The organism is Pseudomonas sp. XP2, from assembly GCF_053557975.1.
The window spans coordinates 193,102-209,225 of sequence record NZ_JBNRIK010000006.1; the positions used below are offsets into that span (position 1 = coordinate 193,102).

Below are 16,124 nucleotides of genomic sequence, written 5' to 3' on the forward strand. Positions count from 1 at the left end.
AAGGTCCCATCATGCATTCAGATGCCACGAACCAACGGCGCATGGCCCGCAGGGCTGCCTTCGGCAGCTTCCTGGGTAGCGTTGTCGAGTATTACGACTTCTTCATTTACGGCTCAGCCGCGGCCCTGGTTTTCAGCACCCTGTTCTTCCCCTCGAACGACCCTATGGCGGGAACGCTTGCTGCGCTTGCCACCTTCGGCGTTGGCTACATAGCGCGCCCAATCGGCGCATTGGTTTGCGGGCACCTGGGTGATAAATGGGGCCGCAAACAAGTGCTGATGATGACGCTGCTATTGATGGGTTTAGCGACGTTTACCATTGGCCTTCTGCCCACCTATGCAACTGTCGGCGCGTGGGCACCCGCTCTGTTGGTGTTTTGTCGATTGCTCCAAGGGTTCTCTGCAGGTGGCGAGCAGGTGGGGGCAAGCTTGCTGACGATGGAGCATGCTCCGGGTAAGAGTAAGGGGTTCTACACCAGCTGGTTGATCAATGGCGCCTCGATGGGGTCTATCCTCGCCACCTCAGTGTTCATCCCTCTATCGATGTTGAGTGAAGAGCAGCTTCTAAGCTGGGGGTGGCGCATTCCGTTCTTGCTCAGTGCAGTAATGGTCGTGATCACTTGGATCATCCGTCGGGGCGTGGAAGAAAGCCCCGAGTTCAAAGCAAGCCAACCAGCAAATGACCTTCCGCCTGTCGTCGAACTCATGCGCAACGAACGTCGCGCTTTCTTTACGGTATTTTGCTGCGCATTGATCTGTTCAGTTTCCTCCCTTGTGATGATTTTCGGGCTGTCCTGGGCCACCAACAACCAAGGGATCGATCGGCCATCCATGCTCACTGCGATTGCAGCGAGTCAGGCAGTAGCCTTGGTCTGTCAGCCTTTGTTCGGCTTGCTGGGAGACCGAATCGGGCGCAAGACAATTTTCACGGTTGGCGCATTCGCTTGTAGTGCGGGGGTGTTCTTCTTCCTGTGGTCAATCACCACCGGGAGCATCGGCCTGATCATCTTCAGCACTGTTGTACTCAAATCTGTGCTTTACAGCGCCCCCAATGCGCTGTGGCCATCGTTCTACGCCGAGATGTTCAGCATCCGCGTGCGCTACACCGGTGTCGGTCTGGCGACTCAGCTGAGCTTCATCGTTGCCGGCTTCTCGCCAAGTCTGTGCTACGCGCTGATGTCCAACGGCAGCGATTGGATTCCGGTCGCATGCTTCATTGGCGGCCTCGCCTTGATAGCGGCGATCGCAGCCTTGTCGTCAAGGCCTGCCAGCCTTGCCACTTCAGCTCCAACTTACAGCCTGCAACCGCAATCACAGCACTGACGTGAAGGAGTGATTGGTATCTGCGGCAAAGCGCTGATCAGCGTCTTTGTTCAAGACTGAGCCTACACGGGGGGAGCGGCGCTAGCTCTCCTCCAACTATCGGCAGATACCGTTCAGTGCGTCTCACCAACCCACATCACGCAAAATTGCCTGCAAGGCCGGCCTGAGGCGAACCGCGCTCAGTTATGTGAGGGATTTTTCGAAGTAAATGCGGTTGAAACCATCTTCCGTGTGCTCCGAGGAACGCACAGCCCCCTATGCCAATCGAGGTGTCATCGACACTGGCCTCGTATGCCATCGAGGCAGCGCGAATGCCCCGATCTAATGCAAAAAAAACCCAGCATCACTGCCGGGGCTTGGGCTGGGCTCAGAAGCTGTCAGGTGGGCTCTTTTCGAACTTCCACTTGGTCATCTTTTTGGCAGCATGGAAGCTCTTGCAGTTGGCGATGAACTCATTGCGGTCCCACTCCTTGGAGAGGCTCGCCAGGATTTGCTCATAGGTTTCACCCGAGCAATTCGCTTCGTTGGGTTCAGGCACCCTGTCTTCGGCAATGGCTGTAACGCTCACGGCAACGCCACGCGCTGCAACCAGACGTGCAAAAGGCACACTGGGCATTCACTCACTCCTTTGAATGAACCCGCTTCAGAAGCCCGTTTTACAGGCCCCCAAAACGCAAAAAGCCCTGAATAATCAGGGCTTTGAATATGGCGGAAGCGTAGAGATTCGAACTCTAGGATAGTTGCCCATCGACGGTTTTCAAGACCGTTGCCTTAAACCACTCGGCCACGCTTCCAGCTCGTTTTGCGGCCGCCATAATACCGTAATGAAACACGCTGTCAAACTCTCTGTGTCGCGGGTTGCAGGAGCTCTGTTAGACTCCTAGCATCTGAACGTCTGAAACCACAGGTTTTACCAAGGAGTGTCGCCATGCGCGAACAGGATTACGCCGTCCACCACGGCCAGCAGGTCGAGCAGCAGGAGATCAGCAAGGTCCTGCGCAACACGTACAGCCTGCTGGCGCTTACCCTCGCCTTCAGCGGTGTCATGGCATTCGTTGCCCAGCAGATGCGCGTCGGCTACCCGAACGTGTTCGTGGTGCTGATCGGCTTCTACGGGCTGTTCTTCCTGACCAACAAGCTGCGTGATTCGGCCTGGGGCCTGGTGTCTACCTTCGCCCTCACCGGTTTCATGGGCTTCATCCTCGGCCCTATCCTGAACCGTTACCTGGGCATGGCCGGTGGCGCTGAAGTGGTGAGCTCTGCGTTTGCCATGACTGCGCTGGTGTTTGGTGGTCTGTCGGCCTATGTGCTGATCACCCGCAAGGACATGAGCTTCCTCAGCGGTTTCATCACCGCAGGCTTCTTCGTGTTGCTGGGTGCTGTCGTTGCCAGCTTCTTCTTCCAGATCAGCGGCCTGCAACTGGCGATCAGCGCTGGCTTCGTGCTGTTCTCGTCGGTCTGCATCCTGTTCCAGACCAGCGCGATCATTCATGGCGGCGAGCGTAACTACATCATGGCGACCATCAGCCTGTATGTGTCGATCTACAACCTGTTTGTCAGCCTGCTGCAGCTGTTTGGCATCATGGGTCGTGATGACTGATTGATTGCTGTGTGAGAAAGCCTGCTTCGGCGGGCTTTTTTGTGGGTTTTCGAAAGGGGACTGGGGTCCGGGGTGTACGTCGATAGAGGTTCAGCGCCTGATAAATCGAGCGCCGCGCGGGCGGCGCTCGATTTCTGCCCCTCCCTATAACTCAGGGAGGACACCTGCCCCTCAAAACCCTGCCAACCGCAATTGCTGACTAAAAAGTCAGATAATCAGGCAAATGCTCGCCGATCATGCAGACATCGTGCTTTTCTCTACCGCAATCGCTTATCACCCCGTAGAATGCGCTCCTTTTTTCTTTCGGGGCGGCTTTCAGCAATGAGCTCACACGAACACAGCCCAGGCGCAGCGGCGCCTGCCAATGAACTGGTGCTTGGCCTGGAGGACAAGCCACGGCTGCTGATCGGCCTGCTGGCTGCCCTGCAGCACCTGCTGGCGATCATCGTGCCGATCGTCACTCCTGGCCTGCTGATCTGCCAGGCGCTGGGCGTTTCTGCGCGTGATACCAACCTGATCGTTTCCATGTCGCTGGTGATCTCGGGTATCGCCACCTTCGTCCAGTGCAAGCGCTTTGGCCCGTTCGGCGCCGGGCTGCTGATCGTGCAGGGCACCAGCTTCAACTTCGTTGGCCCGCTGATTGCGGGCGGCGCGCTGATGGTCAAGCAAGGCACGCCGGTAGAGGGTGTAATGGCAGCCATCTTCGGCGTGGTGATTGCAGGCTCGTTCGTGGAGATGGGCGTGTCGCGCATCCTGCCGTTCGTCAAACGCCTGATCACCCCGCTGGTGACCGGTATCGTGGTGCTGATGATCGGCCTGACCTTGATCAAGGTCGGCCTGATCAGCATGGGCGGTGGCTTTGGCGCCATGGCCAATGGCACCTTTGCCAATGGCGATAACCTGCTGCTGTCGGGCGTGGTGCTGGCGATCATCGTGATCCTCAACCGCGTACCCGTAGTGTGGATGCGCAGTTGCGCCATCGTCATCGCCCTGGCGGTCGGTTACGCGCTGGCCGGCTACATGGGCCGCCTGGACTTCACCGGCATGCATGAAGCCGCGCTGTTCCAGGTGCCGACCCCGCTGCACTTTGGCCTGGGCTTCTCGTGGGCGCTGTTCATTCCGATGCTGGTGATTTACCTGGTGACTTCGCTGGAAGCCATCGGTGACGTTACCGCCACAAGCAAGGTGTCGCGCCAGCCGGTCGAAGGGCCGGTGTGGATGCAGCGGATCAAAGGTGGCGTGCTGGTCAACGGTGCCAACTCGCTGCTGGCCGGTGTGTTCAACACCTTCCCCAGCTCGATCTTTGCCCAGAACAACGGGGTGATTCAGCTGACCGGTATTGCCAGCCGCCACATCGGCATGTGGATTGCCGTGATGCTGGTGCTGCTGGGGCTGTTCCCAAGCGTTGCCGGGGTGATCCAGGCGGTGCCGGAGCCGGTGCTGGGTGGTGCGGCCATGGTGATGTTCGGGGCGGTTGCGGCTTCGGGTATCAACATTCTGGCCAGCACCCGGCTGGACCGTCGTGCACTGCTGATCATTGCCGTGTCGTTGGCGCTGGGCCTGGGCGTGGCGCAGGTGCCGGAGTTCCTGGCGCATATGCCGGCGGCGATTCGCAATGTGCTGGAGTCGGGTGTGGCTACCGGGGGGATCTGTGCGCTGGTGCTGAACTGGTTCTTGCCGGAGAGCAAGGAGCAGGGTTGAGTCTTGTGGCCTTCTGACAGGGCCATGGGGCTGCTTTGCAGCCCATCGCGACACAAGGCCGCTCCTACAGGGGTCGCGTAGGACACACGGATACACAGAAAGCCCGCGCCGCTTGCACAAGCGGGCGCGGGCTTTTTTGCTTTATCATGGCGGCATTCCTTTGCATGAGTTAGCCATGAAATTCGCTATCGCGGTGTTCTCCCCGGCCCATGCGCCCTCCTCGCGGCGCGCCTTGCGCTACGCCGAGGCGGTGCTGGCTGGCGGGCATGAGATTGCCCGGCTGTTCTTTTATCAGGACGGGGTGCACAGTGCCTCGGCCAACGTGGTCGCGCCCCAGGACGAACTGGACGTGGCAGGCCAATGGCGTACCTTTATCCAGACCCACCAGCTGGACGCGGTGGTGTGCATCGCCGCCGCCCTGCGCCGTGGCGTGCTCGACGAGGCCGAAGCCAACCGTTACCAGCGCCCGGCGGTGAACCTGCCCAAACCTTGGGAACTGTCGGGGCTTGGCCAGCTGCATGAAGCGGCGCAGGTTGCCGACCGCCTTGTCTGCTTCGGAGGCGACTGAAATGGCCAAATCGTTATTGATCATCAGCCGTCAGGCCCCGTGGAATGGCCCATCGGCCCGCGAAGCGCTGGACATTGCCCTGGCCGGCGGGGCGTTCGACCTGCCGTTAGGCATGCTGTTCCTGGACGACGGGGTGTTCCAGCTCGCTCCCGGCCAGCAACCCGCCGCCGTGCAACAGAAGAACCTGGCCGCCAACCTACAGGCGCTGCCAATGTTCGGGGTCGAGGAACTGTTCGCCTGCAGCCACAGCCTCAACCGCCGCGGCCTGGCAGCCGATGCCCTGGTGCTGCCGGTGCAAGTGCTGGATGACGCGGCACTGGCCGCGCTGATCGCCCGTTTCGACCAGGTGGTAACGCTCTGATGACAACCCTGCATGTAATTGCCCACTCCCCGTTTGGCGACGAGCGCCTGGCCAGCTGCCTGCGCCTTCTCGGCACAGACGACGCGTTGCTGCTGTGCGGCGATGCGGTGTATGCCCTGCGCAGCGGCAGCGAGCCGCATCGCCAACTGCAAGCTGCCGGCCTGGCCCGGCGCCTGTTCGCCCTGGATGAGGATGTGCAAGCTCGCGCGGTCGGCAACGACTTGGCCAAAGCCGTGGACTACGCCGGGTTCGTCGAACTGTCGCTGCTTTACGACAAGGTCAACAGCTGGCTATGAGTACGCTCAACGTTGGCGATCAGGCGATCGCCCTGGACAAGGACGGCTTTCTGGTCGACCTGCAAGACTGGTCCCGCGCCGCCGCCGAGGCTTTAGCCGAGCGCGAGGGTATCCCGTTGACGGCGGACCATTGGGAAATCCTCGAACTGCTGCGCCAGTTCTACCAGGAATACCAGCTGTCCCCGGCCACGCGCCCACTGATCAAGTACACGGCCCTGAAGCTGGGCCCGGAAAAGGGCAACAGCCCTCACCTGAACCGCCTGTTCAATGGCACCCCCGCCAAACTTGCCGCCAAGCTGGCGGGCCTGCCCAAGCCGACCAACTGCATATGACCCAGCCCCTCTTGAAAGAAGTTCGCCCGCTCACGCTTGAAACCCCTGCCGAGCACCCGTTCGCCGAATTCGTGCGCATTCTCGGCAAAGGCAAGCGCGGCGCGCGCGGCCTGACCCGTGAAGAGGCCCGCGCGGCCATGACCCTGCTGCTGGAAGGCAAGGTCGAGGACACCCAGCTGGGCGCCTTCCTCATGCTGCTGCGCCACAAGGAAGAAAGCGCCGAAGAGCTGGCCGGCTTCACCGAGGCCCTGCGCGCCCACCTGCAGGCGCCGAGCATTGCGGTGGACCTGGACTGGCCCACTTACGCCGGCAAGAAGCGCCACCTGCCCTGGTACCTGCTGGCGGCCAAGTGCCTGGCCGGCAATGGCGTGCGCATCCTGATGCACGGCGGTGGCGCGCATACCGCCGGGCGGATGTATACAGAGCAACTGCTCGACCTGTTGCAGATCCCGCTGTGCCGCGACTGGGCTGCTGTGGGCAATACACTGGACCAGCATCACCTGGCGTTTTTCCCGCTGCACGACTGGGCGCCGCAGTTGCAGCGCATGATCGACCTGCGCAACACCTTGGGCCTGCGCTCGCCCATCCACTCACTGGCCCGGGTGCTCAACCCGCTGGGCGCACGCTGTGGCCTGCAAAGCATCTTCCACCCGGGTTACCAGGCCGTGCACCGTGAGGCCAGCCGCCTGCTGGGCGACCATGCCGTGGTGATCAAGGGCGATGGCGGTGAGATCGAAGTCAACCCCGATGTCATCAGCCACCTCTACGGGACGACGGCGGGCGAAGCATGGGACGAAGAATGGCCAGCGCTGAGCGAGCGCCGCCATGTCAAACCGGCCAGCCTGCAGGCCGAGCACTTGCTGGCGTTCTGGCGCGGTGAAGTGGAAGACAGTTATGGCGAAAAAGCCCTGATCGCGACCATGGCCCTGGCCCTGCGTGGCCTGGGGCAAGACCGCGAGCAGGCGTTCGCGACAGCGCAAGGCTATTGGGATACGCGCAATAGATCGATTTAGCCGATAATAGCACCCCGATCTTTGCGCTATTTGTTCGAACGATTTGGCCTAGACTGGGCTCCAACGACAAACCACTTTGTTTCAGGAGCTCACCATGGGCCTTTTGATCGACGGCCGCTGGCACGACCAGTGGTATGAAAACGGCAAGGACGGCACGTTCAAACGCGAAAACGCCCAGCGCCGCAATCAGCTGCCCGCCCCCGAGGCCGGCCGTTACCACCTGTACGTCTCGCTGGCCTGCCCATGGGCCCACCGCACCCTGATCTTGCGCGCACTCAAAGGCCTTGAGCCATTGATCGATGTGTCGGTAGTGAGCTGGCTGATGCAAGACAATGGCTGGACCTTCGACCAGCAGCAAGGCTCCAGCGGTGACCACCTAGACGGCCTGCAGTACCTGCACCAGCGCTATACCCAGGATGACCCGCATTACACGGGCCGCGTGACCGTGCCTGTGTTGTGGGACAAGCAAGAGAAACGCATCGTCAACAACGAGTCGTCGGAGATCATCCGTATCTTCAACAGCGCGTTCAACGAGCTGACCGGCAATACGCTAGACCTCTACCCCGAGCCACTGCGGCCGACCATCGAGGCATTGAACGAGCGCATTTACCCGGCGGTGAACAATGGCGTGTACCGCGCAGGCTTTGCCACCACGCAAGACGCCTACGAGGCGGCGTTCGACGATGTGTTCAACGAGCTGGATTACCTGGAAGACTTGCTAAGCCGCAATCGCTACCTGGCCGGTGAGTACCTGACCGAGGCCGATGTACGCCTGTTTACCACGCTGGTGCGCTTCGATGCGGTGTACCACGGGCACTTCAAGTGCAACCTGCGCCGCCTCAGCGACTACCACAACCTGTCGAACTGGCTGCGCGAGCTGTACCAGTGGCCGGGGGTAGCGGGCACGGTGGATATGGAGCATATCCAGAAGCACTATTACATGAGCCACAAGACCATCAACCCGACCGGGATCGTGCCTAAGGGGCCGTTGCAGGACTTTGGCTTGCCGCATGATCGGGAGAAGTTGGTGGGCAAAGGGATTTGGCAGGCTTGAGAAAGTCGGGGCTGCTTTGCAGCCCATTCGCAGCACAAGGCTGCTCCTACAGGAATCACGCAAGCCTTCACGCGATCCCTGTAGGAGCAGCCTTGTGCTGCGAATGGGCCGCAAAGCGGCCCCAACAACTTCAGCTGTTCTGCGCCCCTTCAAACCAGGCCAGCTTGTCACGCAACTGCACCACTTCCCCCACAATCACCAGGGTCGGTGCATGCACTTCATGCTGGGCCACCAGCTCCGGCAAATCCGCCAGGGTACCGGTAAACACCCGTTGGTTACGCGTAGTCCCCTGCTGCACCAACGCCGCCGGGGTATTCGCCGCCCGCCCATGGCGAATCAGCTCGGCACAGATGGTCGGCAAACCGACCAAGCCCATGTAGAACACCAAGGTCTGCGCCGGCGCCACCAGGTCATTCCACGGCAGGTTGCTGGTGCCATCTTTCAGGTGCCCGGTGACAAAGCGCACCGACTGGGCGTAGTCGCGGTGAGTCAGCGGTATGCCGCCATAAGCGGAACAGCCACTGGCCGCAGTAATGCCCGGCACTACCTGGAACGGGATGCCATGCTCGGCCAGCTCTTCGATCTCTTCGCCACCCCGGCCGAAAATGAACGGATCGCCACCCTTCAGGCGCAACACGCGCTTGCCCTGCTTGGCCAGGTCGACCAGCAGGCGGTTGATCTGGTCCTGCGGCACGGAATGGTCAGCACGGCGCTTGCCCACGTAGATGCGCTCGGCATCACGCCGGCACATCTCGATAATGGCAGGCGCCACCAGGCGGTCGTACAGCACCACATCGGCCTGCTGCATCAGGCGCAAGGCGCGGAAGGTGAGCAAGTCCGGGTCGCCCGGGCCAGCACCTACCAGGTACACCTCACCACCCTGCTGCACCGGCGCGCCATCTACCATCGCCTGCAACAGGCGTTCAGCTTCAGCACCCTGCCCGGCCAGCTGGCGCTCGGCAATCGGCCCCTGGAACACGGTTTCCCAGAAGCCGCGACGCTGGTTGACGTCCGGGTACAAGGTTTTGACCTTGTGCCGGAAACGCGCCGCCAGCCCGGCCAGTTCACCATAGGCCGACGGAATCCAGGCCTCCAGCTTGGCGCGGATCAAACGCGCCAGCACCGGGGCGTCACCGCCACTGGATACCGCAATCACCAGCGGTGAACGGTCGACGATCGCCGGGAAGATCACCGTGCACAGGGCCGGCGCATCCACCACGTTGACCGGCAGGCTGAGGGCCTGCGCATCGGCCGACACCTGGGCGTTCAGCCCAGGGTCGTCGGTAGCCGCGATCACCAGCCGGCAACCGACCAGGTCGGCTGCCTGATAGCCACGCACCAGCACCTCGCCGCCACCTTCCCGGGCCAACGCAGCCAACTGGCCGTCGACGTCCGGCGCCACCACGCGCAGCTCGCTACCGGCATCCGCCAGCAGGCGCGCCTTGCGCAAGGCGATCTCACCGCCACCGACGACCAGCACGCGGCCGCCCTGCAGCTTGTGGAACAGCGGCAGGTAATCCATTTAGCGGATGACCTCAACGCCGCCCATGTACGGCTTCAGCACGTCTGGTACACGGATAGAACCGTCAGCCTGCTGGTAGTTTTCCAGCACGGCAACCAGGGTACGGCCTACGGCCAGGCCGGAGCCGTTGAGGGTGTGCACCAGCTCTGGCTTGCCGGTTTCCGGGTTGCGCCAGCGGGCCTGCATGCGGCGCGCCTGGAAGTCGCCGCAGTTGGAGCACGAGCTGATTTCGCGGTATTTGTCCTGGCTCGGCACCCACACTTCCAGGTCGTAGGTTTTCACGGCGCCAAAGCCCATGTCGCCGGTGCACAGGGCCAGCACGCGGTACGGCAGCTCGAGCAGCTGCAGCACGCGCTCGGCGTTGGCGGTCAGGCCTTCCAGGGCTTCCATCGACTTGGCCGGCTCTACCACCTGCACCATCTCGACTTTGTCGAACTGATGCTGACGGATCATGCCGCGGGTGTCACGGCCAGAAGCACCGGCTTCACTGCGGAAGCAAGGGGTGTGGGCAACCAGTTTCAGCGGCAGCTGCTTGGCGTCGAGGATTTCACCCGCTACCAAGTTGGTCAGCGACACTTCGGCAGTCGGGATCAGGTAGAAGTCAGCTTCACCTTCGCGGGTGATCTTGAACAGGTCTTCCTCGAACTTCGGCAGCTGGCCAGTACCCTGCAAGGCAGGCGCCTGCACCAGGTACGGGGTGTAGTGCTCCTCGTAGCCGTGCTCGCCGGTGTGCAGGTTGATCATGAACTGCGCCAGGGCGCGGTGCAGGCGGGCGATCGGGCCGCGCAGTACAGCAAAACGGGCACCAGACAGTTTGGCTGCGGCCTCGAAGTCCAGGCCACCGCTGACTTCGCCGAGGGCGACGTGGTCCTTGATTTCGAAGTCAAAGGCGGTCGGCGTACCCCAACGGCGCACTTCGACGTTGTCGTCTTCGCTGGCACCGACCGGTACGCTGGCGTCCGGCAGGTTGGGGATGGTCAGCAGGATACCGTCCAGTTCGGCCTGAATGCCGTCCAGCTCGGTCTTGCCGGCAGCCAGTTCGTTGGCCATGCGCTCGACGTCGGCCATCAGTGGCGCGATGTCTTCGCCCTTGGCCTTGGCCTGGCCGATGGACTTGGAACGGGCGTTACGCTCGGCCTGCAATTGCTCGGTGCGGGTCTGCACCGCCTTGCGGCGCTCTTCCAGTGATTCGATGCGCGCGACATCCAGGCTGAAGCCACGGGAGGCCAGGCGTTGCGCCACTTCCTGAAGTTGGCCGCGTAACAGTTTGGAATCGAGCATATCGTTCTCTCGTTATAGGTAGGTGTTGGTTCAGAATCGGGTCAGGGACAGGCCGGCCCAGGTTGCGAGCAGCCCGCCCACCACGCTGATACTGGTATAGCCCAAGGCAAGGGGCATTTGCCCGCTTTCCATCAGGCGCACGGTATCGAGCGAGAAAGAGGAAAAGGTCGTCAGGCCACCGAGGAAGCCGACAATCAGGCCGGCGCGTAATTCGACCGGCGCCAGCGGCTTGTGCAAGAACAAGCCATAGAGCAAGCCGATCAGCAGGCAGCCAACCAGGTTGACCGCCAGCGTACCGGCATAAAAGTGCCGTGGCCAGTGGGCCGCTACCCAGTTGGCGGTAGCGAAGCGCAACAGGGTGCCGGCAACACCGCCCGCGCTGACCGCGGCAATGAGTGCAATCACGGTTTTCTCCGCTGGCGGGGGCTGTTACGGTCCAGGTCGGCCAGGTGGCGCAGCTTCTCGCCAATCTTCAGCTCCAGGCCACGGGGCACCGGCTGGTAGTACTGGCGCGGCTCCAGCGCATCGGGGAAGTAATCCTCACCGGCGGCGTAGGCATCAGGTTCATCGTGGGCATAGCGATACTCGTCGCCATACCCCAGTTGCTTCATCAGCTTGGTCGGGGCGTTGCGCAGGTGCAACGGCACCTCCAGCGAGCCATGCTCGGCCGCTTCACGCAGGGCAGTCTTGAAGCCCATGTACACCGCGTTGCTTTTCGGCGCACAGGCCAGGTACGTGATGGCCTGCGCCACCGCCAGTTCGCCCTCGGGGCTGCCCAGGCGCTCCTGCACGTCCCAGGCTGCCAGGCACAGGCTGAGCGCGCGCGGGTCGGCGTTGCCGATGTCCTCGCTGGCCATGCGCACCACACGGCGGGCGATGTACAGCGGGTCGCAGCCGCCGTCGAGCATGCGGGCAAACCAGTACAGGGCGCCATCGGGGTTGGAGCCGCGCACCGACTTGTGCAGCGCGGAAATCTGGTCGTAGAACGCCTCGCCGCCCTTGTCGAAGCGGCGGCGGCTGTCACCCAGCAGGCTCTGCAGCATCTCGACGTCGATCTCGCTGCCGTCTTCCGCCAGGTCCGAGGCGTTCTCGAGGAAGTTGAGCATGCGCCGGCCATCCCCGTCGGCAGCGGCCATGAGCATCTTGAAGGCCTCGTCGCCCACCTGCAGGTTGCGCTTGCCCAGGCCACGCTCTTCGGTCAGCGCACGGTTGACCAGCTTGCGCAGGGCCGCCTCGTCCAGGCTCTTGAGCACATACACCCGCGCCCGCGACAACAGCGCGTTGTTCAGCTCGAACGACGGGTTTTCGGTGGTAGCGCCGATGAACAGCAGGGTGCCGTCTTCGACGTAGGGCAAAAAGGCGTCCTGCTGCGACTTGTTGAAGCGGTGCACCTCGTCAACGAACAGGATGGTGCGCCGGCCATACTGCCCAGCCTGCTGCTTGGCCACCTCGACCGCCTGGCGAATCTCTTTCACCCCGGCCAGCACCGCCGACACGGTTTCGAAGTGCGCATCGCAAAACTGCGCCAGCAGCCGCGCCAGAGTGGTCTTGCCCACCCCAGGCGGCCCCCAGAAGATCATCGAGTGCAGCGCCCCCTGCTCCAGCGCCTCACGCAGCGGTTTGCCGCGCGCCAGCAGGTGCTCCTGGCCCACGTACTCGTCCAGGTTGGACGGGCGCAGGCGAGCAGCCAGGGGCTGGGCGACGGGTTCGCTTCGAAACAGGTCCATGACGAGCTCCGCTTACTCCTTGATCACGTCCGCACCTTTGGGGATGTCGAACTTGAACCTGCTGTCCGGCACCGCCTGGTTGGCCTTGACGCCATTGAACAGGATGTTGGTGCGTTGGCCGACGCTGTCGACCAACTGCATGTCATTGATCAGGCCTTTGCGGAACGACACGCGCAGCGAGTCGAACAGGGTGTCCTTGGTCTTCGGCTTGAGGGTGAAGTCCATGACTTCGCCCTGCTCCTTGGAGGTGATATCGAAGCTCTGGCTGATCTTCGACACGTCACCGGACAGCAGCAGTGCCGGGGTCTGGTTCAGGCGCACGTCGAGCTTCTTGATGGTGGCCTGTTCCAGGTCCGGGTCCCACAGGGTAACCATCTTGCCATCAGACACCACCACCTGCTCCTGCGGCGCATCGGTGTGCCAGTAGAACAGGCCCGGGCGCTTGACTGTCATCTGGCCAGCGGTTTCCTGCAGGCTGGCGCCGTCGGCACCCAAGGTCAATTGAGAGAAATTGGCCTCGATGGTCTGCGACTTTTCCAGCAGCTGGGTCAGGCGTTGTACATCTTGCTCACCGGCAAAAGCCGAAACGCTGCCCAGAGCAAGGGCAGAAACCAACAGCATGCGAATCGCGCGCATGGTAATCCTCATTGAGCATTGAAAAGACCGGGCGCCACCGTTGGCGCCCGGCAAGGTGTTCATCAGTCGCGCGGGCCGCCCGGAGCAATCACTTCCCGCGAGCCGTTGCTGTTCATCGGGGTGACCACGCCAGCCATTTCCATGGCTTCGATCATGCGGGCGGCGCGGTTGTAGCCGATCTTCAGCTTGCGCTGCACGGCCGAGATCGACGCACGGCGGCTTTCCAGCACGAACTGCACGGCCTCATCATACAGGGCGTCGCTTTCCGAATCTTCGCCATCCCCACCGCCACCGCCGCCTTCGAAGCCGCTGCCGGCCTCTTCCACGCCGTTGAGGATGTCGTCGTTGTAGTCCGGCGCGCCGCGCAGCTTCCACGCTTCCACCACGCGGTGCACTTCGTCGTCGGAGACGAACGCACCGTGCACCCGGATCGGCAGGCTGGTACCCGGCGGCATGTACAGCATGTCACCGTGGCCCAGCAGCTGCTCGGCACCACCTTGGTCGATGATGGTGCGCGAGTCGATCTTGCTCGATACCTGGAACGCCATGCGGGTCGGGATGTTGGCCTTGATCAGGCCGGTGATCACGTCCACCGACGGGCGCTGGGTGGCAAGAATCAGGTGGATACCGGCCGCCCGCGCCTTCTGGGCGATACGGGCGATCAGCTCTTCGACCTTCTTGCCGACGATCATCATCATGTCGGCGAATTCGTCGACCACCACCACGATGGTCGGCAGGGTTTTCAGCGCAGGCGGCTCGTCGTCCATGCTCTCGCGGCGGTACAGCGGGTCATGGATGATCTCGCCGGCCTCCTGGGCATCCTTGATCTTGCGGTTGAAGCCGCCAAGGTTACGCACGCCCATGGCCGCCATCAGCTTGTAGCGGCGCTCCATCTCGGCCACGCTCCAGCGCAGGGCGTTGGCAGCATCCTTCATGTCGGTGACCACTGGGCACAGCAAATGCGGGATGCCTTCGTAGATCGACAGTTCGAGCATTTTCGGGTCAATCATGATCAACCGCGCGTCTTCCGGGCCGGATTTGAACAGGATCGACAGGATCATCGCGTTCACACCCACCGACTTACCGGAGCCGGTGGTACCGGCCACCAGCAGGTGTGGCATCTTGGCCAGGTCGGTGATCACCGGCTTGCCGCCGATGTCGTGGCCCAGGGCCAGGGTGACCGGGGACTTCTGCTCCTCGAACTGCGGCGTGGCCAGCACTTCGGAAAACCGCACCATCTGCCGGTTTTCGTTGGGGATCTCGATACCCACGGTGGTCTTGCCAGGGATGACCTCGACCACCCGCACGCTGGTCACGGCCAGCGAGCGCGCCAGGTCCTTGGCCAGGTTGGCGATACGGCTGACCTTGACGCCAGCGGCCGGCTGGATTTCGTAACGGGTAATCACCGGGCCTGGGTGGATCGAGTCCACCGAGACTTCAACGCCGAATTCCTTGAGTTTGATTTCCAGCAACTGGCCGACACTGGCCAGGGACTCTGGCGAGTACTCGATCTTTTTCTGCTCGGCCGGGTCGAGGATGGAAATCGACGGCAGGGTGCCTTCGACGGCGCTGTCGACGAACAGCGGCGCCTGCTTCTCCTTCATCACCCGCTTGCTCGGCTCCGGCGCCCTGGCCGCTGCCGGAGGCACGATCGTCGGGGCTGCAGGCTGCTCGCGGGGCAGCACGGTTTCACGCGGTACAACCGGCTCGCGCGGCACAACGGGCTCACGGGCCAAGGTCGGTTCGCGTGGCGCGGCAGGTTGAGCAGGCGCTTCTTCGCGCTTGAAAAGACGCTCGCGCAACGCCGGCTTGGCAGGCTCGCGCTTGTCGGCGGCCATCGGCGGCGCCTTGAACACCGGCTCGTCCTCACGCAGCTGGGCCTCCAGGCGTTTACGCTCATTACGCGCTTCCCACCAGCGGTTGGCGGCACCCTGCACCAACTCGAACAGGTCAAGGGTGATCTTGCCGGTCAGGTCCATCACCTTGAACCACGACAAATCGGTGAACACGGTCAGGCCGAACAGGAACAGGGCTATGAACATCAGCGTGCTGCCCTGCACGTTCAGCAGGTTGCGCGCCAGCTCGCCCAGGCTTTCGCCCAGCGCGCCGCCCGCGGAAAACGGCATGCTCGCCGGCGGATGGAAGTGGATATGTGCCAGCGCTGCGCCGGATAGCACCAGGAACACCAGGCCGATCAGCCGCCAGGAGAACAGCCAGCCGCTCCAGTCCCAGGGCTGATGGCGCTCACGGAAGATCTGCCAGGTCTTGACCCCCAGCAACAGCGGGAAGATGTAGGCAAAGTAACCCAGCACCATGAACAGGATGTCGGCGAAGTAGGCGCCGGCGCGCCCGGCGGCGTTCTGCACCTGCTCGACGTTGCTGGTGTGGCTGAAGCCCGGGTCGGAAGTGTCGTAGGTCAGCAGCGCCATCCACAGGTACAGGCACAAGGCGCCGATCGCGATCAACGCACCTTCCTTGAGGCGATAATGCAGCTGCTGCCGCCACAGGGGCACAGGCAAAGGAGCTGGGGTTGCGGTGGATTTCTTCAAAACGCGTCTATTCCTGCGCGTGGTGCGCGTCCAATAGTGATCGGCCGGCTGTGCGGCCAATGAACCACTACTTTTAACATTACTGCCCGCCAGCCGCCATGGCGGCACGCCGCATGGGTGTTTGCCGGGGGCGACTTTCACATGGCTGCAATTTGAGCATGC

General features: G+C 62.4%; 16 protein-coding genes and 1 tRNA gene. 9 read left to right on the forward strand and 8 right to left on the reverse strand.

The window, feature by feature from the left end; genetic code table 11:
- Nucleotides 1–11 precede the first annotated feature (11 nt).
- Nucleotides 12–1,322, forward strand: a complete 1,311-nt coding sequence (locus tag ACK1VC_RS09905; protein WP_096426452.1) for an MFS transporter — start codon at nucleotides 12–14, stop codon at nucleotides 1,320–1,322.
- 367 nt (nucleotides 1,323–1,689) lie between these two features.
- Here the strand turns inward: ACK1VC_RS09905 and trbK are convergent, their stop codons facing one another.
- Both trbK and ACK1VC_RS09915 read right to left on the reverse strand, forming a co-directional pair.
- Nucleotides 1,690–1,938: an entry exclusion lipoprotein TrbK gene (trbK, locus tag ACK1VC_RS09910; RefSeq protein ID WP_016488012.1), complete on the reverse strand. Its 249-nt coding sequence runs from the start codon at nucleotides 1,936–1,938 to the stop codon at nucleotides 1,690–1,692.
- Nucleotides 1,939–2,028: 90 nt separating this feature from the next.
- A tRNA-Ser gene (locus tag ACK1VC_RS09915) sits at nucleotides 2,029–2,116 on the reverse strand.
- Nucleotides 2,117–2,250: 134 nt separating this feature from the next.
- Here ACK1VC_RS09915 and ACK1VC_RS09920 point away from each other — a divergent pair.
- From ACK1VC_RS09920 to ACK1VC_RS09955, 8 genes are all read left to right on the forward strand, one after another.
- A complete protein-coding gene (locus tag ACK1VC_RS09920) occupies nucleotides 2,251–2,922 on the forward strand; it encodes a Bax inhibitor-1/YccA family protein (protein ID WP_003251184.1) in 672 nt (223 codons plus the stop codon).
- 321 nt (nucleotides 2,923–3,243) lie between these two features.
- Entirely contained in the window at nucleotides 3,244–4,623 is a 1,380-nt protein-coding gene (locus ACK1VC_RS09925) for a nucleobase:cation symporter-2 family protein (RefSeq protein ID WP_023047266.1), read from the forward strand.
- A 175-nt stretch (nucleotides 4,624–4,798) separates the two neighbouring features.
- Nucleotides 4,799–5,191 (forward strand): sulfurtransferase complex subunit TusD, encoded by a 393-nt coding sequence (tusD, locus tag ACK1VC_RS09930; protein WP_016488109.1) that lies wholly within the window; start codon nucleotides 4,799–4,801, stop codon nucleotides 5,189–5,191.
- A gap of 1 nt (nucleotide 5,192) precedes the next feature.
- The gene (gene tusC / locus ACK1VC_RS09935; protein ID WP_191086783.1) at nucleotides 5,193–5,552 is read left to right on the forward strand and encodes a sulfurtransferase complex subunit TusC; all 360 of its coding nucleotides are present in this window, start codon (nucleotides 5,193–5,195) and stop codon (nucleotides 5,550–5,552) included.
- The gene (gene tusB, locus ACK1VC_RS09940; protein WP_016488111.1) at nucleotides 5,552–5,848 is read left to right on the forward strand and encodes a sulfurtransferase complex subunit TusB; all 297 of its coding nucleotides are present in this window, start codon (nucleotides 5,552–5,554) and stop codon (nucleotides 5,846–5,848) included. Before tusC ends, tusB begins: the two co-directional genes overlap by 1 nt.
- A complete protein-coding gene (locus ACK1VC_RS09945; protein ID WP_016488112.1) occupies nucleotides 5,845–6,180 on the forward strand; it encodes a TusE/DsrC/DsvC family sulfur relay protein in 336 nt (111 codons plus the stop codon). The genes tusB and ACK1VC_RS09945 overlap by 4 nt, the downstream gene beginning before the upstream one ends.
- Before the next feature lie 11 nt (nucleotides 6,181–6,191).
- Nucleotides 6,192–7,193 carry a glycosyl transferase family protein gene (locus tag ACK1VC_RS09950; RefSeq protein ID WP_095115714.1) on the forward strand — a complete coding sequence of 334 codons (1,002 nt, stop codon included), beginning with the start codon at nucleotides 6,192–6,194 and terminating at the stop codon, nucleotides 7,191–7,193.
- 94 nt (nucleotides 7,194–7,287) lie between these two features.
- Complete coding sequence (locus tag ACK1VC_RS09955; RefSeq protein ID WP_191086785.1) at nucleotides 7,288–8,247, forward strand: glutathione S-transferase family protein; 960 nt, start codon at nucleotides 7,288–7,290, stop codon at nucleotides 8,245–8,247.
- Between the two features lie 130 nt (nucleotides 8,248–8,377).
- Here the strand turns inward: ACK1VC_RS09955 and cysG are convergent, their stop codons facing one another.
- The 6 genes from cysG to ACK1VC_RS09985 form a co-directional block, all read right to left on the reverse strand.
- Nucleotides 8,378–9,769 (reverse strand): siroheme synthase CysG, encoded by a 1,392-nt coding sequence (gene cysG, locus ACK1VC_RS09960; RefSeq protein WP_191086786.1) that lies wholly within the window; start codon nucleotides 9,767–9,769, stop codon nucleotides 8,378–8,380.
- The gene (gene serS, locus ACK1VC_RS09965; protein ID WP_016488116.1) at nucleotides 9,770–11,050 is read right to left on the reverse strand and encodes a serine--tRNA ligase; all 1,281 of its coding nucleotides are present in this window, start codon (nucleotides 11,048–11,050) and stop codon (nucleotides 9,770–9,772) included. It lies immediately after the preceding gene.
- Between the two features lie 30 nt (nucleotides 11,051–11,080).
- A complete protein-coding gene (crcB, locus tag ACK1VC_RS09970) occupies nucleotides 11,081–11,455 on the reverse strand; it encodes a fluoride efflux transporter CrcB (protein ID WP_060517049.1) in 375 nt (124 codons plus the stop codon).
- Nucleotides 11,452–12,777 carry a replication-associated recombination protein A gene (locus ACK1VC_RS09975; protein WP_016488118.1) on the reverse strand — a complete coding sequence of 442 codons (1,326 nt, stop codon included), beginning with the start codon at nucleotides 12,775–12,777 and terminating at the stop codon, nucleotides 11,452–11,454. The genes crcB and ACK1VC_RS09975 overlap by 4 nt, the downstream gene beginning before the upstream one ends.
- A 12-nt stretch (nucleotides 12,778–12,789) precedes the next feature.
- Nucleotides 12,790–13,413: an outer membrane lipoprotein chaperone LolA gene (gene lolA, locus ACK1VC_RS09980; RefSeq protein WP_016488119.1), complete on the reverse strand. Its 624-nt coding sequence runs from the start codon at nucleotides 13,411–13,413 to the stop codon at nucleotides 12,790–12,792.
- A gap of 62 nt (nucleotides 13,414–13,475) precedes the next feature.
- On the reverse strand, nucleotides 13,476–16,022 hold the full coding sequence (locus ACK1VC_RS09985) for a DNA translocase FtsK (protein ID WP_371918306.1): 2,547 nt from the start codon (nucleotides 16,020–16,022) through the stop codon (nucleotides 13,476–13,478).
- Between the last annotated feature and the right edge of the window lie 102 nt (nucleotides 16,023–16,124).